Origin of the sequence: Cupriavidus laharis (genome assembly GCF_914271435.1) — a bacterium.
GTDB classification, from domain to species: Bacteria; Pseudomonadota; Gammaproteobacteria; order Burkholderiales; family Burkholderiaceae; genus Cupriavidus; species Cupriavidus laharis.
Genome location: NZ_CAJZAI010000004.1, coordinates 262253 through 283322, shown reverse-complemented (window position 1 = coordinate 283322; position 21070 = coordinate 262253). Strand labels below are relative to the sequence as shown.

Sequence of the window (21070 nt, the reverse complement as noted above, 5' to 3'; positions counted from 1 at the left end):
TACTGATATCGGCGTGGAAGCCCGCATGCTCAAGGCTTCCGTTCCGCGCCGCCAGCCCCTCGGTAAGGGATGCACGTCCCCGCGTCGCCAGCGCCGTCCATGGCTTTGCATTAGACCGCCGCATCTGTGCATGCGATGCGCAGATGGCTGAGCAGAATGCGTTCCCTGTCGGACTTTTTGGAGAACCCGCATGTACGCCATCTCGCCCATCCGTCACTGTGCCGCCACCAGCGCCCGCCGTGCCATCGTCCAGCCGCGCCGCCAGCGTGTGCTGCTGCGTCACTGGGGGTTCACCGCGCAGGAGGCTGCCAGCCTGCTGCCCGACCTGCCCGGTCTCGACGGACGTCTCGATTGGTCCGTCGATGCGCGCGCCGAGCAGCGCGTGGACCTCGTGGTCCACCTGGTCGACGCGACGCGCCTCTCCGGCATTTCGGGCGGCGCGCGCTGGAATGCGATGGGTCCCGTGGATGCCATGGAAAGGGCCTGGCGGCGCGGCAGCAGCGAAGTGGCACTGGTGCTGGGCTCGACGCTTCATCTGCCGCAAGATCGGCGGGGCTGCTGGATTCTCTCCGGCGCGCACAGTCTGGCCGGGGCGCTCCACGTCATTGCGCGCACGATGGTCGAGCCGATGCTTACCGCGCCGGCGGAGCGTCTGTGGAACATCCATGATCTGGCGGCGACGAACGCCCTGTGCATTTTGTCGAGGGAAAAGGGTCCCGATCGCGACACGCTGGCGCGCCGGCTGACCGCAGCCATCACCACTGCGCTAAACTTCAGCCATGCCGCGCCGGGCCGCCTTGCGGTGGCCGCCGAAACCGGCGTCGTGAATGACACCGTCTCGCTGAACCCGCTCATGCGTGACCGCCTGCGCCTGTTCCGGCGCCGACCCTGCACATTGGATCTGACAGCCGAGATCCTGGTGGCCTACCCGTGGCCCGCGCCCTCCACGGATTGGCCCACGGCCTAATGCGGAACGCCCGGGTCGGCGGCTGTGGCGTCATAGCAGCGGCTGGCCTGGCGCAGGTGATCGGCGATCTGCTGCCGCAGCGTGGGCGGCGACAGCACTTCCACGCGCGCGCTGCGTTCCATCAGCAGGTTGCGTAGCGCCACCGACAGCGTGACGGTCGCAGTCAAACGGAAACCGCCGGGCTCATCCACAATCTCCTGGTCCGGTGCCAGCCATTGCTCGCGGAACAGGTGACGGAATTCATCTTCCTCGCGCACCCGCAATTCCAGCCGAATCTGCCCTTCGGGCAGGAACGAGAATGACTGGTTGTCGCGCACGTAAGCGTCGAGATCGAACGCTGGATCCGGCACGCCAGGGATGTCGGTGCACACCGCTGACACAAATCGGTCCAACCGGTACTGGTAGACGCTAAACCCACCGCCACGACGCTGCCGGCTAGCCACGAGGTAATGCACGGGACCGCGTTCTACCAGTCCCAGCGGCACGACTTCGTAGGCCACGGGTGTATCGGTATCCAGCCGCGAGTTTCGATAGCTGATATCGAGCACGCGGCACAGATACAGCGCCTTACGTATCGCGTTGCAGATAACATCGTCCACGGGCGGGGATACCAGCGGATAGCCCGCATTCACTCGAACCGTCTTGCCGCCCCATGCACGCGCATGGCTCAGCGACGAATCGGTGGGACTCTCTTCCAGCACGCGTTCGGCGGCGCTGAAGTAAACCTGAAGATCGCTGCTGACATGCTCCGGCAGGTGATTGGGAGCATGGCGCTTGAGCGTGAGCAGGGCAATGGCCAGTTCCAGCGGCGGCCGGCGAGCCAGCTCGGACACCTCGCGCTTGTCCGTACGCCACCATACCCGGTCTCGCGACGTACCATGCTTGCGAACCATGTCCGCGATTTCGAGCTCTTCCAGTGCGCGCTGGATGGTGTGTCGGCTAGGCGGATCCGAGGCAAACCGGGCCCGCACCGCTGCAATGATCTGGCCCGAAGCCATCGGTTCACCGGCCGCCGCCGGCATGCAGCGCAGAATCTCGCCCCGCAGACGGGGCCACCTTCTGGAACTCGACATACTAGTATCGCTATGCGTCTGACGCACCTGCCTTCGAAGGCCTCAATCGTAGCGGATGCCGGCCATCGGTTGCGCGGCAGCGACCCCTACTGAAGGGGGATCCGCTGCGCGCCGCCAGACAGAAGCTAACGGGACAGAAACAACGCCGCGACGCCGGCCACGCCCGCCAAGTTCAGCAGGCCGATGGCAAGCAGCCAGTACCACTGCCCCCGCATACGGCCATGCGTGGCTGCGGACGTGGTCTCCAGCGCCGATTGCATCGACGCCCTGATCTCGGACAGCCGGCGTTCCACGTGCGTGTCCACCTGGCCGACGATTGCCGCGTCGAGCTGGCCCACATGGGCGCGCAGTCTATCCGCCAAAGCCAACAGCGACTGGACTGCCGTCAGGGTGTCGCGGCCGGTCACGGCCTGCTGACGTTGCAGCAACCCGAGATCGTCCACGGCCACGGACAGTCTGTCCACGGCATCGAACCGCGCCATCAAGCCCTTCTGTTGCGAATCGGACGTTCCGCGAAGGGTGTCGAACCGTGCGAGCAGATCGGTCTGGCGGGCATCTACCGTTGCACGCAGGTCGCCAAGCTGCGCTAGCAAGTCGGCCTGCCGGGAGTCAGCCGCCGTGCAAAGGGCGTCAAGCTGGGCCAACAGTTCGGCCTGCCGGGTTCCGGACGTAGCGCACAGGCTGCCGAACTGCGTCATCAGATCAGTTTGCCGAGTTTCGGACGTAGCGCGAAGATCGCCAAGCTGCGCCAGCAGATCGGCCTGCTGCGTCTCTGAGGTTGTGTGCAGGCGGTCCAGGCTTTCCGACAGCTTGCCGTTCTCCCTCGCAAGATCCGATTTCAACCCGTTAATCTGCCGCTCCAGCCCATCCATCTTCTGGTGGGCCTCGTCCAAAGACCCGTCCAGCGCATTCAGCTTCTTACTGGTTTCGGAATGCTGCTTGCTAATACGTTCCTGCAGGAGATCGGCCTGTACGCGCAGCGGTGCCAGCGGCTCGCCCATCACGCGGTTCAGCAGTGCGGTCAGTTCGACTACGTCGTCGGAATCAGTTGCCATGTTTGTCTAAATCAATGTCGAACAAGAAGCTTGTGAAGCTCTCGTGCAACTCCTTCGGCGGCGAGCAGTTCCAGCAGGCGGCGCGGCGCGGTGGCAGCGTTCTTCGCACGCTCCCGGCGCAATTTCACTTCCCTGGCGCAGGCGTCTCGCAGTTCCGATTCGAACCGCTCGCCGAGCTTCCGCTCCTCGCTAGTGCGTTCGCCCTGGATTGCGATATCCGACTCCAGCTCAGCGATACGAGCAGACACCTTCTTGCGCCCTGCTTCTAGTTCGTCCAGCGCCGTCTTTTTGGCTTGGCGGTCGCGATATTTTTGCTGCAGGAGTCCTTCCCGCTGGTCGCGCGCCACCCGAAGTTCCCGCTGCCAGACGTAGGCACTGTGTCGAACCGCCGCCTCCCGGGCGACCGTCATTGCCTGCCGCAACGCCGCCTTGTCGGTGGCGAACTGGTCGAAAAGCGCAGGCAGATACCGATCCCAAAAGTATCCGGCCAGCCTCGCGTTCAGATCCGAGAAGCAGTACTCCACCACGTTCCGGAGCTGCCTGCGTTCGACCGGCGTTGACAGAGGATCCACCACGGATAACGGCGATGCCAGGTCATCGACCATGCCGGGGACATCTTCGATCGCCCATTCCACGAGCGTGTTGCAACACTTTGCGATGTATTCCTGGAGGGCACTGGCCCTGGATGGCAAATTGTCGAGGGTTTCAAGACTTTCTCCAGGCCATTTCAGCGCGCCATGGAAGTCGCCGGGAATCCGGTCCAGGCGTTCCACTTCGAAACACGCCTGCTGGTCATCTTCAATCCGCTTTTCCAGTGACGCGATCGCGACCTGGAGCTTCGTGCAGTCACCTTCGATGCTGTCACGCCTGGCCTTCTGATCCGCCTTTGCCTGCTCCATCCGCGCAAGCTCGGCTTTCTTGGCGCGCGCGGCATAGATATGACTCTGCGCGGCCAGGCGCAGGCGCCCGTGTTCGGTCGCCGATGTGCCGACATCCTGGATCAGCGCGGCCATCATGGCGGCATTGGCTTGTTGAATACGCTCAAACGTTTCAGGGTCCGACGACTTCAGCGCGCGCCATGACTTGCCAATATCCACGGCATAGAGCAGCTCGGGTTTGCCGGCGCGTGCGTCCAGCTCAATGCCATGCGTCTGGATCTGCTCGTGCAAATGGGCACGAATGGCATTGACGTCGGGGGTGCCCTGCCGCTTCGCCCATTCCCGTTCGGACTGCAGCGAATAGGAGTACGTCGTGACGATGCGGAAGCGGTCGGGCACATACCGCCAGTCACGAATGCCGGGCAGGCGCATCGCCTCGGGATTCAGGAACGACAGGTCATCCAGCTTGCCGACCATCAGGATCAGGTCTGCAACGGGGAGATACCGCTGCGCGACATCGTGCACATGTTTTCGCTCGTTCTCGTTGCGCGGGCTGTCGCCCGGCAGGTCGAGAATGCGCACGCCGATCCGCGGAGCAATCCGCGCCAGGGCATCGCCTTGCGCCTGCACGTCGTCGGACGAGGCCGGCTCGAAGTACTGCGAGGGAATACCGATCTGAATCGGATCCGTGCCACGCCACCTCCCTGCCTCAACCTGCTCGCGGATGTCGGCAAGTTCGGATTCCAGCCCGGTGTCCGGCACATCTATGTCCCTGTCGTCGAAGCGGATGTGCCACCGTTCACCCGACGCGCGATGGTATTGCATGGCGGTTGCCGTGGCCGACTGGCCGGCACCACGGCCGCCGCGCAGCAGCTTCCCCGCGTGATCGAGCCAGTCCGAATGCACGCCGATCAGGATCAGCAGCAACGACGTCTTGCCAACCTGCGTGCGACCAAACAGGGCCACCGATGCCTCGCCGTCGGTATTGGCGAAGCATTCCCGCACGCTCTCGTCCAGCGTATCGACGAACTGCCGATACGCCTCATGGGCCCACGCAAGACGGTTGTCGTGCAGTCCGCGCCAGTATTCCGCGAGGCTCATGCCTGGCCGGGCAACACGAACCGGCCCGCCGCCACCTGCGACTGCAGGTCCTGACGCAAGGACGACACGTTGGCCAGCGCCTTGGCGATGCGGTCGCGGCGGGTCCACGTCTCATCGAGCTTGTATCGCACGGCCAGCCGGTCCGACAGACTACGGCGCACATGCTCCATCAAGGCATCGAAATTCGCCAGCAGTTCGGCACTCACACTCTCGCCCATCAAGGTCAACGACCGCTGGGCCTGCGTCTGGACATGGCGGTCGTGGCGATTCACTTCGCGCAGTACTGCAGCGCCCACGACGGCGGCGCCAGCAATGCCGGCCAGCGCCGTGGCCACCGGGCCGGCGACGCCCAGGGCCCCCAACAGGGCAGGAATTGTCTGCACCGTGCCGTCCGCCGCAAAATCGACGGCCAGCATCAGCGCAAGGCCCTTGATGATATTGGTGCTGACGCCCTGCAGCGCGCTAAAATCCTCGCCGATGCGCTTGGCCGGATCGCCGTCCAGCCGCTTTCCCGTAGTCGGGTCCACCGCGAAGGCCGCCGGAAACAGCGCGGCAATCCGCGCCATTTCGAGCGTCAACGCGGGAAGCAGCCTGACGCTACGCAACGCGGTCGTGCCCACGTCATCGGCGCCTTCCACAAGCGAGCCATTCTGCGGCGGCCTGCCGAACAGGACGGTCAGATCGGTAATCACGCTGTTGTCGATCTGCTTCCAGCTCTCCTTCTCCTGATACCCGAGCCGGGCCACGGCACCACCGCCTTCCGGCAGCTTCCCCTCGATCAGGGTGTTGGGTCCGCCAAGCTGAACTGCGGTCAGCTTGCCCAGTTCCGTGGCATGGGCCAGATGGAACTTTTGCGGGTCGCCCCAGGCGGATTTCAGTGTGTTCAACAGCTTCCTGTCGGCTTCCGCAGGCTTTTCGCCAATACTCCCGGACCATTTGCCGAAGCCTTGCTCCGACTTGAGGAGATTCAGGAGCCTGTCATTCGCTTCCGTCGCCTGCTGCTTGAGGATGTCCCGCACGGCCTTCGCGTACAGATCACGCAGGTACTTGCGCTCGCCATCGAATGCCTTGAGTGCCTCGCCGCACTGGGTTTCGCCATCGGTCCCGGAGTCCGTGCCGCGCATCGCTAGCGCGTGGCGCACCGCGGCCAGTTGCGGCTTCAGTTCCTCGTTCAAAAGGTTGTGGACGTGCTCGAGTTGCCTGTCGCGTACCTTCGCCGACGTCTGTATGACGGAAGGCAGCATGTCCTTCAGTGCCACCCTCCATTGGTCCATCACGTCCGCGCCCGTGCCCGTGCACAGGATCATCTCCGCGGCGTCCTGCTCGGGCACGGCAAACGCCTTCGCGGCTACGCCCCGCAGTGAGTCCAGCGCATCGATGGCGTTAGCGGACAGCAACTCCTCGGTCTTCGTGATCAGCACCAGCGGACGATCGCCCTCCAGATGCGACGCCTGCAGGTCGCGCGTGATATCGAGCGATCTGGCATCGGCTAGGCGGGAACCGTCGGTCACGACGATCCGGCCGCTGCATCCCGACAGCACCTGGCGCATCAGGGACTGCCAGGACGCATTGCTGTCGTCTTCCTTCTCATACCCCGGCAGCAGCATGAAACCGTGCCCGTCCACTGCAAAATACGTGCGCGGCACCCGGAGGATGGGCAGCGCGACATCCGGAATCTTGCCCATGCAGGCGTCACGGAACGTTTGCGGCGAATCCGCCGGCTCCGTCACGAGCCGATACTGCTTCTGATCGCCGGATGCCGGCTTGAAGCGGCGCAGATGGCCCTCGGGCTTCTCGACGCTCTCATGCTCCTGGATCAGCACCGGCAACCGTTCGCCCCGCCCGGCTTTGTCGGGCAGCCACGCCTCGGCTTCCGCTTCTTCCGAGCCCTTCAGGCCATACATCGACCGGATCAGCGTGGTCTTGCCCGCGCCCTGCGTGCCACCAATCGCGATGAACTGCTCATTGGCAACGAGCTCCGCCAGATGCAGCCGCCGCAAGACGTCGTCGAGACCGTTCTGGAGGGTCTTGTCCTCTTTGTCGGCGTCCAGAAAGGCGACAGCGCCTCGCAGTTCCCGCAACGAGCGATTGAGATTGGACAGCAGCAGTTCAGGCTTTTGCATGAATGACGTGTTGTGAAAGACGGGGAACCTGACTCTTCACGGCAGATTCGCCCAGATCTTAAGATCGGCGTACGTCTCGGGAATCGAGCGAGCTCGAATTCTCCGATTGTAAATTCCATTCTGCTCATTCGATGCACAGATACGGAAGGCGTTGCCCAGCAGATTGGCCCCACAAGGGAACCGGCCCCAAAAGGCGCCTGCCGATGGGATTCGCAACAAGACCGATTCGGCCTGATTGCCGATTTCGCACTGCCGATGCCGGTGAAGGTCGTGCCTCCAAGCGACACCTAACACCCTTTGGGGTGGGTCAGGATTCGGCGCAAATCAACACCCTAGGTCACAAAGATGTTGCGGGGCGTTTCACGTTTTCGAAACTATTTTTTGACCTCCCTCTCTTCGATGGCCCGATTAGCTTTCTTCACGTCTTGCCGGAAGTTCAGCCACGCCCGTCGATCGCCCGGGGTACACGGCACTATCACCGCGCGTTGGTTATAGGGGTGCAACAGGCGGCCGTGTCTGCCACCCCGCCTGAATCTCCAGCCGTCCCTGACGAGCCGGCGAACCAGGTCATCAATCTCCTTGCCTGAGGAATACCTCATCGCACGGTGCCCGTCGAGGAATATCGAGACAGATATCGCGCCAACGACAACGCGATTTTCGGGAAGGCGGAGACCGCGCCGACGCGTGGAATCGGCTGACTGTACTGGTACCCTATGCGTGAATCCGCGCTCTGGAAGAAGCGCCCCAGTGGATCGATCATGATGTAGGACTCGGTCATGTCGGCGTTATCTTCCACCTGCAGCGGCAGGCTGTGGCCGACATGGCGTTGCACGAAGGTGCCGAACTGCGCATCAGAGACGGCGAGATCGGATGTCACGATCGGCAGCATCCTGAGCACCTTCCACTTTTCCGGTGCTAGTCTCCTGATCAGAGGCGTCATGTCTTCGTCGCAGTTCAGGGCGTTGACCACCGTATTGATTTTCAGGCGAAGCTCCGGATTGATCCGTCGTGCGGCCGCAAGGCTTCCTTCCAGCGTGTCGGGCGTAATCTGCCGCCCTCGCCTGTCAAGACGACCGATCTCCCGATTGGAGTCGCTGCTTGCGGAGTCCAGGCTGACACCGAGCAATGACAAGTAGCCGGCCAGCCCTTCCGCCAGGGCGGGCATCAGCAAGCTCGCATTGGTGATGATCGAAACGCCAAAGCCCAGTTCGCGGGCGAGCGCTGCGATGCGCAGAACCTGCCGGCCATACAGCAGTGGCTCACCGCCGGCGAGGTTCAGCCGCACGGACGTCCATTCCATTGAAGCCGTCAGTGGGTTGGTTGCGCTCCCGGGCGCAAAGAACGCTTGGAGTTCCTGGAGCAGGCGCGTCGTGCCGGCCCAGTCATGGATCAGTTCTCGACCGGACTCGGCGTTGTCCCACTTGGCGTAGCAGTAGCGGCAACCGTAATTGCACGCCTCGGTGACATGCCAGTTGAGGACCAACTCGCGTGAGTTGGGCAGATGCGTTGCTTCGGCTTGCCGCAAAGTGACTCTCCGGGGAAATGGTGGAAGCCCCCAGATTGCCTACGGCGCGGCCGCGGCGATATGAACTTCCCCGTCCCCCATGGATCCCGGCCACCCAGGGCCCTCAACCAATAGGGGGACGCGAAAGTTCATTGGCTTCCATCCTGCCCTCGCACAGAATGAGGCTTCCTATCCACCTCCATTCCCACTGCCATGGCCATCCTCCCCACTTTCGAGTCCGTTCTGCTCGAAATTAGCCAGTGCATCGGCCTCGAGCGTCCGTCGCATACGAAGAACAAAGAAAAGTTCATCAAACTGGAAAAGAGGCTCAAAAGTCATATTGACATGATGAAGGGCGAGATCGAGGGAATTTTCGATGCCCTCGAAATAGGCGACGCAGCCCGCCGTATTGCTCTTTTTAACCTGGGCGACTGGTCGAATTTTCATCGCTTTCTTTCCGATAATGTCTGGACATTTGATGCCAGCGCTCAGCAGGTGGTCTGGCATATGTGCGCTTTCTCCTACGCGCCGGCGGCGGGGCGCATACTCGCAAGCTGCACGCTAGACGAGCCCTTCGACACCGGTATGCCCGGCGGCGAATTCTGGTTTCTTCCCAACGTCGACCCGGCGACACAAACGGTTTCCCTCCCACTACCGCAGGTATTTGATTGGCTCCTGGACCTTTGTGGCCAATCCATAGATCAGCTCGCCCTTGCGCTGAATGCCGCCAGGACTGAAGCCGACCCCGACGCCGACGCGGCCGAGAAGATCAAGCGGACACTCTACAAATGGCGCGACGAGACGATCCCCCATGCCAAGTCGATCGGGGACTATTTCCGGGACAACGTTATCCTGGAATTCCAGGGCGCCCTTGAGCTATCCGGGGAGTTGTCTCACGAAAAGCGGCTCGCCGCTGCACTGACCTTCATTCGTCGTAAGAAGCTGGACGCCGAAGCACTGCGCTCGCAGATCCCGATGGGGCAGCCTGGCCGCATTGAAGCGGTCATGCATGGCGATGCATCGATCGATGAGCAAGCAGAATTCGTACGGCTCCTCGAACTTCGCTATGCCCGACCGTCAATGGGCACCATTCGTCAGCGCCTGCGCATCGCGCGTGCGGTGCAGGACGGCTACAAGCGCCTCGTGGAGTTCCTGTGCCCGGGCGTTGCCTTCACCTGCGGCAATGCCAATGAAAACAAGGTGCTGCAACTCTTTGCCTTGTTTCGATTGAGCTACAACGCTACGGTGGAAGCCTATAAGAGCGCCGAGACCGAATGGGAACTGGACGTGTTTTTCGAGAGGCGCCTTCCGGACCTGGACCTGGAGACGCTTTTCCTCTCGGTCACGCCGTCGCGCCGCGCGACTGCGAAAAGCGAGGTCGCCGACCTGCTGACCCACCGCTTCGCCGCGCTAGACGCACAGGCGCCCCTTGACGACTTTTTTGCGCTGGATAGTGCGGACACGCTACGCGTGGCGCAGACGAAGGCCTTGCTGCTGAAAGATCTTGTTGAGAGCAGGAAGCGGGAAATCGCGCTGAAAGACCGGGCCCGCAGGTCCTCGCCCTGGCGAGCCTTGCAGGCGGAAACGGATTACCTTGCAGTTTGCCAGTTGGCATTGTCCGACGACGCCTCACCAAAGGCACGCCAGGCTGCCATCGAGCGCATGAGGGAACTCGCGAAGTCCCCCCAACAGGTGGTAGGCGCAATCGTCTGCGCACTGGGAAACCTGCTTAACTGCAGCCCTTCGGACAGGCCCCGCGACGTCGAAATGCGCGTCGAGGCGCTGCTGGATGAAGCCGAGAGCAATCCTGGGCGCGATACCTGGGCATTGCCGCTGCTGCAATATCGGGCAAAGCACTGTCTCGCGCGCAATCAATTCAAGCAAGCAGTGGAGTTTTTTAGGAAAGCCATTGACTGTGGCTTCCAGCGCAACTTTGGACCACTGTTCGCAGAGGCGGCGCGCGACCTGATGGCAACGCTTGTCGCGGATCGGCGGCTCGACCCCGTCAAGCATGAGCGCCCGTATCGCATCATGCTGGCGAGCACCATCATCGAAGGCCATCCCAGGGACATCAACATCGAGGACGTGGCGAAAGAAGTCGCCGAATACTTCTGGGACACGCTCTACAAGCCCTACCCGGGCTATCCCAAGGAGCGGCCAATCGCCCAGGCGCAGGTGGAGAAAATTCTGGGTGACACTTCTCGGATGATCGAGAATGGCGACTGGGACAGTCTGCTGCACTGGTTCGACGAAAACGCCAAAGTGTTCCGCGAGAATGCGTTGGACAGCGTGCGTGGCGACTCTGTCCTGCTGAGTTGGCTGAAATTGCTCAACGGCCTCGAAGCAAACATGCCGGGCATGCAATCCATGGTTCCGGCCGAGTTGACCGACGAAGTCCGTCGATTTGCCGGGCATCTCGAACGGCGCCGCCACGCGATCCGCCTCCTGCTCAAGGCATGGCCTGAGCAAGCGAACATCACGGATTTCAAGCAGCAGAGCCCCCTAATCCTCGCGGCTGATCGCGATGATGTTCTGATTGTCCGGACCCTGCTCGAAGCGGGCGCTGCCGTCGACCAGCGGGACTTTCTGGGCAGAACAGCAGTCCACGCCGTGGTGAAAGGCGGGTCGCCCGAGTGTTTGACCGCCATCCTCGCATGCCGCCCCAACTTGCACATCGTCGAGGATGACAAGGGCAACAGCGCGTTGCACACGGCGCTTAGGCTCGGGCGCTCCGACATGCTGCCCCCTCTGGTGAAGGCGGATCCCGGCTTGCTCGACCTTGCCAATGCGGATGGGCTTACACCGCTCGAAATGGGCGAGGACATCCTGGATGGTTGGGCGGTCTTCGAGCGCGCCATGAACGCCAACCAAGTGAAGATCGGACTGCACAGCGACTATGTCTCTTGCGTGGAGTACCTGCGTCGCGTGACCACCGATAACTAGGAAAAACCAAGCGAGTTCACCCTGCCGGCCGGGGCGACCCTTGCTGCAATCCTGCAAGGAATCGGCCCGGCACCCCTTGTGTCTCAGGGAAATGTAAGGCTACACTCCTTCCCGTCAGTCTCCGTTAGGAGCTGAAGTGGTGCCAGCACGAGCTACTTGGCTGGTTCCCGTGTATGCCTTCTAAGGGCGAGCGGGTTTCGACGTTTCCGAAATCTTCCTGAACAAAGGATCGCTCATGCCCTCGCCTGTCGCGCGTTCACGCACCCGCGCCTTCCATCATCAATCCGGTCGTTGCTTCTATTGCCACTGCCCCATGTGGGAGCAATCCATGGAAGCGTTCGCAGCGACCTTCCATCTCTCCGCCCAACAAGCACGACACCTTCAATGCACGGCCGAGCACTTACACGCTCGAGTCGATGGTGGCGACAACGCTCAAAGCAACATCGTGGCAGCCTGCCGTTACTGCAACGCCGGACGACACCATCGCAAAGTCGCGCGGGACGCCGCCCATCACAAGGAATACGTTGAACGACTCATGCGCTGCAGACGGTGGCATGCATCCTGGGTCTTCGAGAAGCGGCTGTATTCAGGTGGAGCGGCCAACACTACTTCGAAGGTTGCCAGCTACCGGATCTGAAGGAATGGCACCGCTGCCTGCCCGCTGTACTGCGGCAGCACGCCATTCCATCGCTTAATGGCCTCGCGCTGGTTCTCCACCTCTCTGAGCTTGAGCAACTCGGGCGTTATCTGTTCCTTCTGGGCACGCAGCGACGCAGCTTCCGCTTGCGCCATCGTCAGCCTTTGCTCTGCCTCCACCCGAACACGTTCGAGATCGCGGTCGGCCTTGAGTTTCAGTTGCTCTGCCGTCGTCTTGGCTTCGATCGCATCGTCAAAGGAACGCGAAAATCTGAAATTAATTAGGCTGAATTCGTCGACCGCCAAGCCATGACGAAGCATGCGGTTGCGCAATTGCGTAACAATGCCAGCACTGACGTCGGCACGCTTTGTGATGAGTTCTTCGGCCGTATAGCGAGCGACGACAGCTTTCATACTCTCTTGGATGGCAGGCGCGACGATTCTGATTTCGGGCTCATTGCCCAAGTCCCGGAAGATGGCCACAGCGGACTCCGAATTGGCGTGGTAGTTCAATGCTACCCGCATCTGCACGGATTGCAGATCCCGCGAAGCTGCTTCGCCATCGACCTCTGACTTCAGAGTCGAGACATTCACCAAGTTCAGCGACTCCGCGATCGGCGTTCTCCAATGAATGCCCTCCGCGTAGACAGTCGGGCTGGGTCTTCCAAACATTGTCATCACGCCGCGGTAACCCGCAGGAACCACCGCAAACGGCCGAAAGGTCCAAATCAAACCAATCGCAACAATGGCGGCCACGCCCAACGCCAGCTTTCTCTTGCGCCTCTCCATCCGACACCTCTCTTGTTCAGAAACATATGAATTAAGGACCTATGCAACCAGATACCCATTCACATTTGAGCAAAAGATCGACGTCACGCAAGGAATTGCAACCATCGGACTCACCGGCATGGGCAGGTTGGCGGGGGAGCCTTCGCCGAGGTAGCCGCAACACGTAAGGTCGCTTCTTTCATCATCCGACCGGTTACTCGCCCTAAGGTCGACCAGTTGGCTATGAGCGCACTCGACGCGACCTGTAACGCAGGGGTCTGGCCCCTGTCATCAGCCTTGGTCAGCGGCATTATGTTCACCGCTACCGAGGAAGGCTTTGCGCACGGGTTCTCATTTCAAATGGTTGCGTCAAAAGGCAACGATAGTAGATTTTCTTCATCAACTACAACGGAGCCTGACGTGGTGAACCTTCCCCGAGCAATGCGCGGCGCCATTCGCCGAGCCGTCAAGGCGATCAAGCGCGCCTATGGGAGCATGCCCGTCAATGAGCGGAGGCTCTTGTACGGTATGCTGGCGGCCCTAGTGCCGATGCTAGGGGCCGCAGTTCTGCTGACCCAGCATTCATCCCTGCGCGCCGAAAACAAGAGATCCGTCCTCGCTCAGGCCATGGAAGTATCGGTTGGCAGCATCGTGGCGAATCGTAACGGTATCGAATCATTCGACGTCTTCCGAAGCAGTGCCTTCGAGAACGTGGCAATCGTCACGTACTGGAAGGATGGGCGCATCACCAAGTCAATCCTGCCTCCGGATAGCTATAAGACCCTCGAGCAATCCCTCCTATTCGCGGGCACGACGCCGATTCGCTTCAAGCAATCCGACGGTGAGCCGGAGGCCTTCCTGAGCAGCGAGAACAAGATCAATTTCTCATCGCTCCTGAGCACGACCCTCTTGTCCATGATGACCTTCCTCGTCGCTCAACACTTCCTATTCCGTCCAAAGCCGTTTCGAGTAATTCAGCCAAAGGACCTCACCGTCTCGATGGACGATCTCGTTGGCAGTAAGGACATCAAGGACGAGGTCACGCAACTGGCCGATCTCTGGGAGCAGCGGAGTACTTTCGAACGACATGGTATTACCCGCACTTGGCATGTCTTGCTCACAGGTCCCGCAGGTACCGGAAAGACAAAAATGGCGTCCGCCCTAGCCAAGCGGTTGAACGTCCCGCTGCTCTATATGGACGCATCGCGACTGGAAACCGGCCTGATTGGCGGGGGCTCCCGGACACTGGACAAACTTAGCCGCTGCGCCAATCGAATTGGCCGATGCGTGGTGTTTCTCGACGAGGGCCAGAGTCTGCTCATGCAGCGCTCGACTCAGAACAGTCGACGCCACGACGATGCTACGCCAAACGCCTTGCTCTCGATCCTGGACGGCGTGCGTTCCAGGAATGACAAGAACGTAATCTGGGTCATCGCGAGCAATTTCGATCAGCATACGTCCTCCATGGACGAGGCGGTACTACGCCGATTCCACACCAAGGTCAATTTCCGGCTTCCCAATCACCTTGAAAGGGAGGCCTTGATTTGTCACTTCCTTGCCCGTCGCGACAACTCCGTCAAAGAGAGCGATCTCGACTACAAGACCCTTGCCGCGGTGACCTCCGGGTTCTCTCCGGCCCACCTCGAAATGCTCGTGGATAATGCCTCGCTGATCGCAATTCGGGAGCACACACCGCTTAGCAACAAGATCCTGATGCGCGCCTTCGAACGCACGATGATCGGACTGACTGATCGCGCGCAGATGAATGACCAAGAGGACAAACGGGAGATTGTTGCCACACATGAAGCCGGACATTTTCTGGCTAGCGTGCTGCGGCATGCCGAGGCCGGCAGATCTCTCGATGTGGCTCGCGTCCTGGAGCAGACCCAGAAGGTATCTGTAGAGTCGGTGTCCCATATGGGTGCGCTCGGCTACGCCCTACGCACCGATCATGAGGTGCCGCTCTACACCCGGGAGGATCTCCTGTGGCAAGTGCGTGGCCTTTACGGAGGCCGCGCGGCCGAGTCGGTGGTCTATGGCGAAAAGCTGATCACTAACGGAGCGCTCGGCGACATCAAGTCTGCGACACAGATTCTGGCGAACATGGTCGGTCAGCTTGGCTTCGCGCCTTCTGGCATGAAGAAGGCACCGATCGACCTCACCCTGCATCGCGATGGCTCGAACAAGCCGGTCCTGAGCCAGGAAGAACAGGCTTACGTGGAAATAATGGCCAGCCAGGAGTATGAGGCGACCGTGTCCCTGGTCGACCGTTACCGCCCTGCGCTTGACGTTATCCGCATGTCGCTGCTGAAACACTACACCCTATCGCGCGATGAGCTTTTCACCTTGCTGGCGCCTTTTTGGCCGCAAGAGGAACCTGCCTTCGGTGCAGTGGAATCGGCGCTTGGTGGAAGAGGCAATCGTGCTGCGCACTGTCCGGCTCTACATAACCCAGAGGCTACGGGCGGAGGATGTAGCGGCAAAGTTGTAATGTCCGGTTTTGGCAAAGTTCAAATGTCCGCCTGAGTGGTCCATTCGTGGTATCTAGCCTGCCCGGTTGAACACGATGGAGACGCCAGAGGATGGCTAAATCCGAGGTCATTACAGTCAGCATGCAGGAGTTAGACAGGCTCAAGACCGTCCAGGCGGTCGTGGATGGTCAGTTGCGGCCCGGCGTGGCCGCCGAACGATTGGAGATCACGGACCGGCAATTGCGGCGGTTGCTGGAGCGCTACCGGCAAGAAGGCCCGTCAGGGCTCGTGACCCGCAAGCGCGGCCGCCCGAGCAACAACCGGCTGTCGGCCGACCGTGAAGCCGCGGCGCTGAACCTGATCCGGGAACACTACGCCGACTTCGGGCCGACGCTGGCCTGCGAGAAGCTGCGCGAACGCCATGGACTCACGTTGTCCAAGGAAACGATCCGGCGGCTGATGACGGCATCAGGGCTGTGGGTACCGCGCAAACAGCGGCCGCCGAAGGTCTACCAGCCGCGCAACCGCCGTGCCTGCCACGGCGAACTGATTCAGATCGACGGCTGCGATCACCGCTGGTTTGAGGAGCGCGCGCCGGCCTGCACGCTGCTGGTCTACGTCGACGACGCCAGCAGCCGCATCATGGAATTGAGCTTTACCCATTCCGAGTCCACGTTCACGTACTTTGCCGCGACCCGTGCCTACCTGGAGCGCCATGGCAAGCCCGTCGCGTTCTACAGCGACAAGGCCAGCGTCTTCCGGGTCAACAATCCGAACGCGACCGGCGGCGACGGGCATACCCAGTTCTCCCGGGCCTTGTTCGAGCTGAACATCGAGGGCATCTGCGCCAACAGCAGCCAGGCCAAAGGGCGCGTCGAACGGACCCACCTGACCCTGCAGGACCGCCTGGTCAAGGAACTGCGCCTGCGCAATATCAGCACCAAGGAAGCCGCCAACGCCTTCATGCCCGAATTCATCGCGGACTACAACGCGCGCTTTGCCAAAGTCCCGCGCAACAGCCATAACGCGCATCGTCCACTGCGATCGGACGAGAACCTGGATCTGATCTTCGCTTGGCGCGAGCCGCGCTGCGTTTCCAAGAGCCTGACCATCCAGTACGACAAGATGCTTTACCTGCTGGCGGATACACCCGAGCATCGGAAGTTGGCTGGTCGCTATATCGATGTCTATCACTATGCCGACGGCAGGATCGAGCCACGCGCGAATGGCGTCGCCCTGCCCTACACCACCTACGACCGGCTATCGAAAGTGGATCAAAGTGCGATCGTCGACAACAAACGGTTGGGGCACGTATTGCAACTGGCGCAATACGTTCAGGAGAAACGCGACAACACGCGATCTCTCTCTTTGCCTGCCACGGAAGGCGTTGTCCGCAAGCGTGGGCGACCATCAGGCAAGAAGTCGCAGCGCTCGCTGGATCAGAACGATATGTTGGAAGCGCTAAAACGCTTACAGCAGCAACCGTGGCCGCTTAACGGAACTGAGAACTGATTTCCGCCTGCTCCTGGGGCCCTGCTGGAATGACAGCCCCACCCTGAACTGGACTCTGTCGTGTCAGGCCAGCCCCACCACCCTACGGGAACAGCCCCCAAAGACAGAACAAACAAGCTGAAAGGACACCGGACAACCGGACATTTCAACTTTGCTGGCGCCCGGACATTTCAACTTTGCCTCGACAGAGGAAGTGGAGCGCAGAGCCGTTAATAGCCACGAGCTGACCCGGGCGCTTTCGTCCATATCGAATCCAGCCATACCCGCCCGACATCCATGAATTTGGATCTCTCACCTCCAGAAAGGCATGTGGCTTAGGGACGAAGACCAAGCGCCGCTCGATAAGCGCCTCATGCGAATTGTTGCGATCCGTTTGTGTTTCGCCACGCTCCATCCATTGCCAACACCAAGGAAGACACCATGCCGAAGGAAGATGCAGTAGACGCCAAGGAATACCAACCTAAGAGCAGCAGCGTAGCCTCCGGCCCGCGACTGGACCTGACGGCCCATTCAGCAATTCGAAGCCAACAGCGCGGCGTTCCGCCGCTCGTGATTGACTTGCTCGACCAATTCGGAGCCCGTCGGCCAAATGCCCGTGGCACCGAAATCCTGTTCTTCGACCGCCGAGCCCGCACACGAGTACTCGCGTACGCCGGCGGCCTCATTGGCCGGCTCAGTGAATACCTTGACGCCTATGCCATCGTCGCAGATGGCACGCTCATCACTGTCGGCTGCAGGTATAAGCGCATAAGACAGGAGTAAGCCCCCTCACACTGGTGAGACACAGTGCATTGGGCGGTGAGCGCCACCCATGTCGGAAGGATACCCGCTCAGTGGACCGCCAATAGCCTCTGGTTGCGGTACGGTTAGCCACATGGATCTATTGCTATTCTTTGCCCGAAATCGCCGGCAAAGCCAAGCCAGTAGCGGATCTCCGGATACCTCTATTTCCGTCTATTTTCCGACCTATCGCTTTCCCGCTCCCCAAGCCAAAACCTCGACCCATAAGAAGTCTCACATTGCGCGAGCGCTCCTCGTTACGGAATGGTGCGAATTCTCACCTGGACTCCCACAGCAGCGACGACGACTCTTGCATCCCGGCATCGTCATGCCGCTCGCTCACAAAAGTACCACTAGAGTGCGTCAATCGGACGACAACAATTTTCTGCGGTTGGGTTTGACGGCCAGGTCTGACTCGCCTTCACGCACTGACGTCCTTTTGCGGTACTGTTCGCGCTCTGAGCACCGGGCAAGCGGCCGCATCTGATCCGCAGTCATTACGTAAGCGGTCTTTTAAGGGCGTCCCTTGCGGCCGCCGGCGGTATCCGCTAGACGGTTGAGGGCTTGAGCCTCCAGGGCAGCAGAGCCTCGTAGTCGTCGGCTGTCTGTGCGTGTGGCAACGCCTTGAACAAGGCAACGAGATACTGATACGGATCGACGTCGTTGGCCTTGCAGGTTTCCACCAGCGAGTAAAGACTTGCGCTGGCGTTGGCACCGCCCACGGTGTCGCAGAAGAGGAAGTTTCTCCGTCCGATCACGAATGGCCTAATCGCGTTCTCGCAGGGATTGTTCGAGATCGGCCAGGTTCCGTTCTCGATGTAGCGCACGAGCTTTGGCCACTGCCCATGCAGGTAGTGCAGCGCCTTGCCGAACAGGCTTTGCGGCAGTACGGTATGCAACTGTTGCAGCAGCATCGTTTCGATCTCGGCCAGCAGCGGCTGGCTCTGTTCGGCGCGAACCTGCTGCCGTTGTTCTGGCTTCATCTTGAGCGTATGGGTTTCGACGGCAAACAGCTTGCCGATGCGCAGCAGGAATCCCGTGACCGGGTGGTCGGCACGCTTGTCCTTGGGCAAGGCTTGCTCTGCCTCGACCAGGTAGCGGCGCGCGTGTGCCCAGCATCCGAGGTGCACCAACTGATAGGTGTTTGCGACGTCGTCGTATGGCGCATAGCCGTCGGTCATCAACACCGCCCCAGGCTTGATGCCAGCATAGAGAGCAGTGGCCTGCTTTGTCTCGCGTGTCGGGCTATAGGCAAACAACCGTACCGGCGGGCCCGTTCCGTTCATCTGCGCCCATAGGAAGCTCTTTCTCTGGGCAGGCCTGCCGGGCTCCTTGAGCACCTGTACCGTTGTCTCGTCGCCGTACACGACGTCGGCTTCCAGCAGATGGTCGCGCAGCAGGTTGATGATTGGCTGCACCGCTTGGCCTACGCGCACTATGCTTGCGGCCAAGGTGCCGCGAGAGAGGTCCCCGCCAAAGCGATGCAGCAGCGCTGCCTGGCGGTACAGTGGCAGGCCATCCTGATACTTCGAGGTGATGCACCAGGCCAGCGCCGATTCGGTAAGCAGTCCCTTGGGAATAATGCGCGCCGGTGCCGGCGTCGTCTTGATGCCGCCGTCGCAACATGGGCAGGCGTACTTGACCCGCTGGTGCTGGATCACGCGGACTTGCTGCGGCACGATGTCGAGTTGTTCGCTGACCTCAACGCCAATCTCGACCAGAGTCTGGCCATCGATGGGGCAGACGCGTTCCGATTCGGGTAGTTCGTGACGAACCTCGACACGGGGCAGCGCCGGGTCGAGCGGCTTGCGGCCACGCTTCTTGCGTTTGTGCCCGGCCACTTCGGTCTCGGGCGTACCTTCTTCTTCCTGCGCCGGCTGCGCGGCCGCTGCCGCCAAGGCCTCGGCCTCATTGAGGAACAAGTCCTTCTGCTCCGAGCCTCGCGCCTCGCTCTTGGCGGCGAACAGCTTACGCTGGAACGCCTTGAGCTGTTCCAAGAGCAAGTCTCGCTGGACCGTCATCACACGCAGCTCGCCCTTGATTGCCTCGCGTTCCGCGAGTATTGCCTTGAGCTCGCGCTCGGCGTCGCGCAACAGTTGCAGCTCGGCGGCGGTAACGGTGACGGGCGTGGATGGCATGGCGGGTTAGACTGCTGCCGCCAAGCAGCGTTCACGCAGCGCGATGGTATTCTCGGTGCGGGTGCCGGCGCATCGCCTCGATGTCGATTCCCTCGAGCAGCCAGTGCAACTGTTCGACCGTCAGCGTAGCCACAACCGCCTCGCGTGGCCAGGCAAACCGGTCCGCCTCCAATCGCTTCAACAGTAGCCAGAAGCCGTTGCGATCCCACCCCAGAATCTTGATGCGATCGGCCCGCTGGTTGCGGAACACAAATACAGCAGATGCAAACGGATCCAGCCCGAGCGTCTGCTCGACCAGCAGTGCCAGACCGTTGATGTTCTTACGGAAGTCCACAGCGTCGCGATGCAGATAGACCCGCAGCCCAGCGTCGAGGCGGAACATCAATGGCCTCCACTCAGTGCCTCGATCATTGCCGTTACGAGCCCAACGTGTCGCTCGTCGCATTCGAACTCGAGTGATACCCCGTTGGGTAGCTTCGCGCTGAAGAGTGCCAGCGGTAGCGCTCGCAGCGGTGGCGAATCGACAGTCGCTGAGGCCGCTTCGCGGCGAGGCACCACGACCTTTGCAACTTCCTCGATCGGCCGGGAATCTAGAACCTCCTGGACGACCGGCACGAATGCCGGCAACGGACCTCGCGCCTGTGCTGAATCTCGGTACTCCCGAATCCATTTGCGCAACTGGTTAGCGTTGATGCCAGCCTTGAGAGCCGTGCCCGAAACCGATGCTCCCGATTGAAGACAAAACTCAATCAGACGCCGCTTGACCGCTGGCTCGTAGTCGCGCTTCCCATTGGAGCGGACTCGCACCGCCTGCAGCGGAAATAGGTCAATCTCGTCTTGGATCATGTTTGCGTCCGCAAAGTCTTTGCGGACGCTAGCCTGCCAAAGGCCAGCCCTCAATACCAGACGTCGTCAATTGAGCGCTTACGTCATTACCGCCTGACCCAGACAGACCTGGCAGGTGCTGGACATGGCAGCGGATCAAATTGTTGCGCTGGCGGCGAGAACTGTCACAGTCGGCATACACCTCTCCAACAGGAATATGCGATGCGACTTGCAGATCCTCCCCGGACACCGATGCATGGCACCAGCCTGCAGATGGCCGACCACGCGTGCCATGA

General features: G+C 61.0%; 16 protein-coding genes. 7 read left to right on the top strand and 9 right to left on the bottom strand.

The features are described 5' to 3' along the window. Positions 1-190 precede the first annotated feature (190 nt). Positions 191-967, top strand: a complete 777-nt coding sequence (locus LDO29_RS11240; RefSeq protein ID WP_224079857.1) for a hypothetical protein — start codon at positions 191-193, stop codon at positions 965-967. On the opposite strand, the gene LDO29_RS11235 is transcribed toward LDO29_RS11240, so the two are convergent. The 4 genes from LDO29_RS11235 to LDO29_RS11220 all read right to left on the bottom strand — a co-directional run bounded on the left by LDO29_RS11235 (position 964) and on the right by LDO29_RS11220 (position 6903). Continuing rightward, entirely contained in the window at positions 964-1965 is a 1002-nt protein-coding gene (locus LDO29_RS11235) for a helix-turn-helix transcriptional regulator (protein WP_224079856.1), read from the bottom strand. The genes LDO29_RS11240 and LDO29_RS11235 overlap by 4 nt on opposite strands. 200 nt (positions 1966-2165) lie before the next feature. After that, the gene (locus tag LDO29_RS11230; RefSeq protein WP_224079855.1) at positions 2166-3095 is read right to left on the bottom strand and encodes a coiled-coil domain-containing protein; all 930 of its coding nucleotides are present in this window, start codon (positions 3093-3095) and stop codon (positions 2166-2168) included. 11 nt (positions 3096-3106) lie between these two features. Beyond that, on the bottom strand, positions 3107-5074 hold the full coding sequence (locus tag LDO29_RS11225) for a coiled-coil domain-containing protein (RefSeq protein WP_224079854.1): 1968 nt from the start codon (positions 5072-5074) through the stop codon (positions 3107-3109). After that, entirely contained in the window at positions 5071-6903 is a 1833-nt protein-coding gene (locus LDO29_RS11220) for a hypothetical protein (protein ID WP_224079853.1), read from the bottom strand. The genes LDO29_RS11225 and LDO29_RS11220 overlap by 4 nt, the downstream gene beginning before the upstream one ends. On the opposite strand from LDO29_RS11220, the gene LDO29_RS11215 reads away from it, so the two are divergent. After that, entirely contained in the window at positions 6880-7203 is a 324-nt protein-coding gene (locus LDO29_RS11215) for a hypothetical protein (protein ID WP_224079852.1), read from the top strand. The two genes, LDO29_RS11220 and LDO29_RS11215, sit on opposite strands and share 24 nt — an antisense overlap. Positions 7204-7792: 589 nt before the next feature. Here the strand turns inward: LDO29_RS11215 and LDO29_RS11210 are convergent. Next, positions 7793-8722: a viperin family antiviral radical SAM protein gene (locus tag LDO29_RS11210; protein ID WP_224079851.1), complete on the bottom strand. Its 930-nt coding sequence runs from the start codon at positions 8720-8722 to the stop codon at positions 7793-7795. A gap of 192 nt (positions 8723-8914) precedes the next feature. Between LDO29_RS11210 and LDO29_RS11205 the strand changes: the two genes are divergently transcribed. Both LDO29_RS11205 and LDO29_RS11200 read left to right on the top strand, forming a co-directional pair. Beyond that, the gene (locus LDO29_RS11205) at positions 8915-11644 is read left to right on the top strand and encodes an ankyrin repeat domain-containing protein (protein ID WP_224079850.1); all 2730 of its coding nucleotides are present in this window, start codon (positions 8915-8917) and stop codon (positions 11642-11644) included. Between the two features lie 235 nt (positions 11645-11879). Further along, complete coding sequence (locus LDO29_RS11200) at positions 11880-12281, top strand: HNH endonuclease (RefSeq protein ID WP_318035502.1); 402 nt, start codon at positions 11880-11882, stop codon at positions 12279-12281. On the opposite strand, the gene LDO29_RS11195 is transcribed toward LDO29_RS11200, so the two are convergent. Then, the gene (locus LDO29_RS11195; RefSeq protein WP_224079848.1) at positions 12269-13069 is read right to left on the bottom strand and encodes a prohibitin family protein; all 801 of its coding nucleotides are present in this window, start codon (positions 13067-13069) and stop codon (positions 12269-12271) included. The two genes, LDO29_RS11200 and LDO29_RS11195, sit on opposite strands and share 13 nt — an antisense overlap. Positions 13070-13291: 222 nt before the next feature. Here LDO29_RS11195 and LDO29_RS11190 point away from each other — a divergent pair, with 222 nt between their 5' ends. From LDO29_RS11190 to LDO29_RS11180, 3 genes are all read left to right on the top strand, one after another. Next, complete coding sequence (locus tag LDO29_RS11190) at positions 13292-15574, top strand: AAA family ATPase (protein ID WP_224079847.1); 2283 nt, start codon at positions 13292-13294, stop codon at positions 15572-15574. A 56-nt stretch (positions 15575-15630) separates the two neighbouring features. Then, positions 15631-17031 (top strand): ISNCY family transposase, encoded by a 1401-nt coding sequence (locus LDO29_RS11185; protein ID WP_224079846.1) that lies wholly within the window; start codon positions 15631-15633, stop codon positions 17029-17031. 420 nt (positions 17032-17451) lie between these two features. Then, entirely contained in the window at positions 17452-17793 is a 342-nt protein-coding gene (locus tag LDO29_RS11180; RefSeq protein WP_224079845.1) for a hypothetical protein, read from the top strand. Between the two features lie 566 nt (positions 17794-18359). Here the strand turns inward: LDO29_RS11180 and tnpC are convergent. The 3 genes from tnpC to tnpA are packed head-to-tail and all read right to left on the bottom strand — an operon-like array spanning position 18360 to position 20795. Then, positions 18360-19949, bottom strand: coding sequence for an IS66 family transposase (tnpC, locus tag LDO29_RS11175; RefSeq protein ID WP_224079844.1), 1590 nt, complete (start codon positions 19947-19949; stop codon positions 18360-18362). A 31-nt stretch (positions 19950-19980) separates the two neighbouring features. Then, positions 19981-20331: an IS66 family insertion sequence element accessory protein TnpB gene (tnpB, locus tag LDO29_RS11170; protein WP_224079843.1), complete on the bottom strand. Its 351-nt coding sequence runs from the start codon at positions 20329-20331 to the stop codon at positions 19981-19983. Beyond that, on the bottom strand, positions 20331-20795 hold the full coding sequence (gene tnpA, locus LDO29_RS11165; protein WP_224079842.1) for an IS66-like element accessory protein TnpA: 465 nt from the start codon (positions 20793-20795) through the stop codon (positions 20331-20333). The genes tnpB and tnpA overlap by 1 nt, the downstream gene beginning before the upstream one ends. Positions 20796-21070 lie beyond the last annotated feature (275 nt).

Coding starts and splice junctions, on each gene's coding strand:
- tnpA (WP_224079842.1), bottom strand. CDS start 20,795: ATGATCCAAGACGAGATTGACCTATTTCCGCTGCAGGCGGTGCGAGTC.
- LDO29_RS11180 (WP_224079845.1), top strand. CDS start 17,452: ATGCCGAAGGAAGATGCAGTAGACGCCAAGGAATACCAACCTAAGAGC.
- LDO29_RS11195 (WP_224079848.1), bottom strand. CDS start 13,069: ATGGAGAGGCGCAAGAGAAAGCTGGCGTTGGGCGTGGCCGCCATTGTT.
- LDO29_RS11185 (WP_224079846.1), top strand. CDS start 15,631: ATGGCTAAATCCGAGGTCATTACAGTCAGCATGCAGGAGTTAGACAGG.
- tnpC (WP_224079844.1), bottom strand. CDS start 19,949: ATGCCATCCACGCCCGTCACCGTTACCGCCGCCGAGCTGCAACTGTTG.
- LDO29_RS11215 (WP_224079852.1), top strand. CDS start 6,880: ATGCTCCTGGATCAGCACCGGCAACCGTTCGCCCCGCCCGGCTTTGTC.
- LDO29_RS11205 (WP_224079850.1), top strand. CDS start 8,915: ATGGCCATCCTCCCCACTTTCGAGTCCGTTCTGCTCGAAATTAGCCAG.
- LDO29_RS11235 (WP_224079856.1), bottom strand. CDS start 1,965: ATGGCTTCGGGCCAGATCATTGCAGCGGTGCGGGCCCGGTTTGCCTCG.
- tnpB (WP_224079843.1), bottom strand. CDS start 20,331: ATGTTCCGCCTCGACGCTGGGCTGCGGGTCTATCTGCATCGCGACGCT.
- LDO29_RS11200 (WP_318035502.1), top strand. CDS start 11,880: ATGCCCTCGCCTGTCGCGCGTTCACGCACCCGCGCCTTCCATCATCAA.
- LDO29_RS11190 (WP_224079847.1), top strand. CDS start 13,292: ATGAGCGCACTCGACGCGACCTGTAACGCAGGGGTCTGGCCCCTGTCA.
- LDO29_RS11225 (WP_224079854.1), bottom strand. CDS start 5,074: ATGAGCCTCGCGGAATACTGGCGCGGACTGCACGACAACCGTCTTGCG.
- LDO29_RS11230 (WP_224079855.1), bottom strand. CDS start 3,095: ATGGCAACTGATTCCGACGACGTAGTCGAACTGACCGCACTGCTGAAC.
- LDO29_RS11240 (WP_224079857.1), top strand. CDS start 191: ATGTACGCCATCTCGCCCATCCGTCACTGTGCCGCCACCAGCGCCCGC.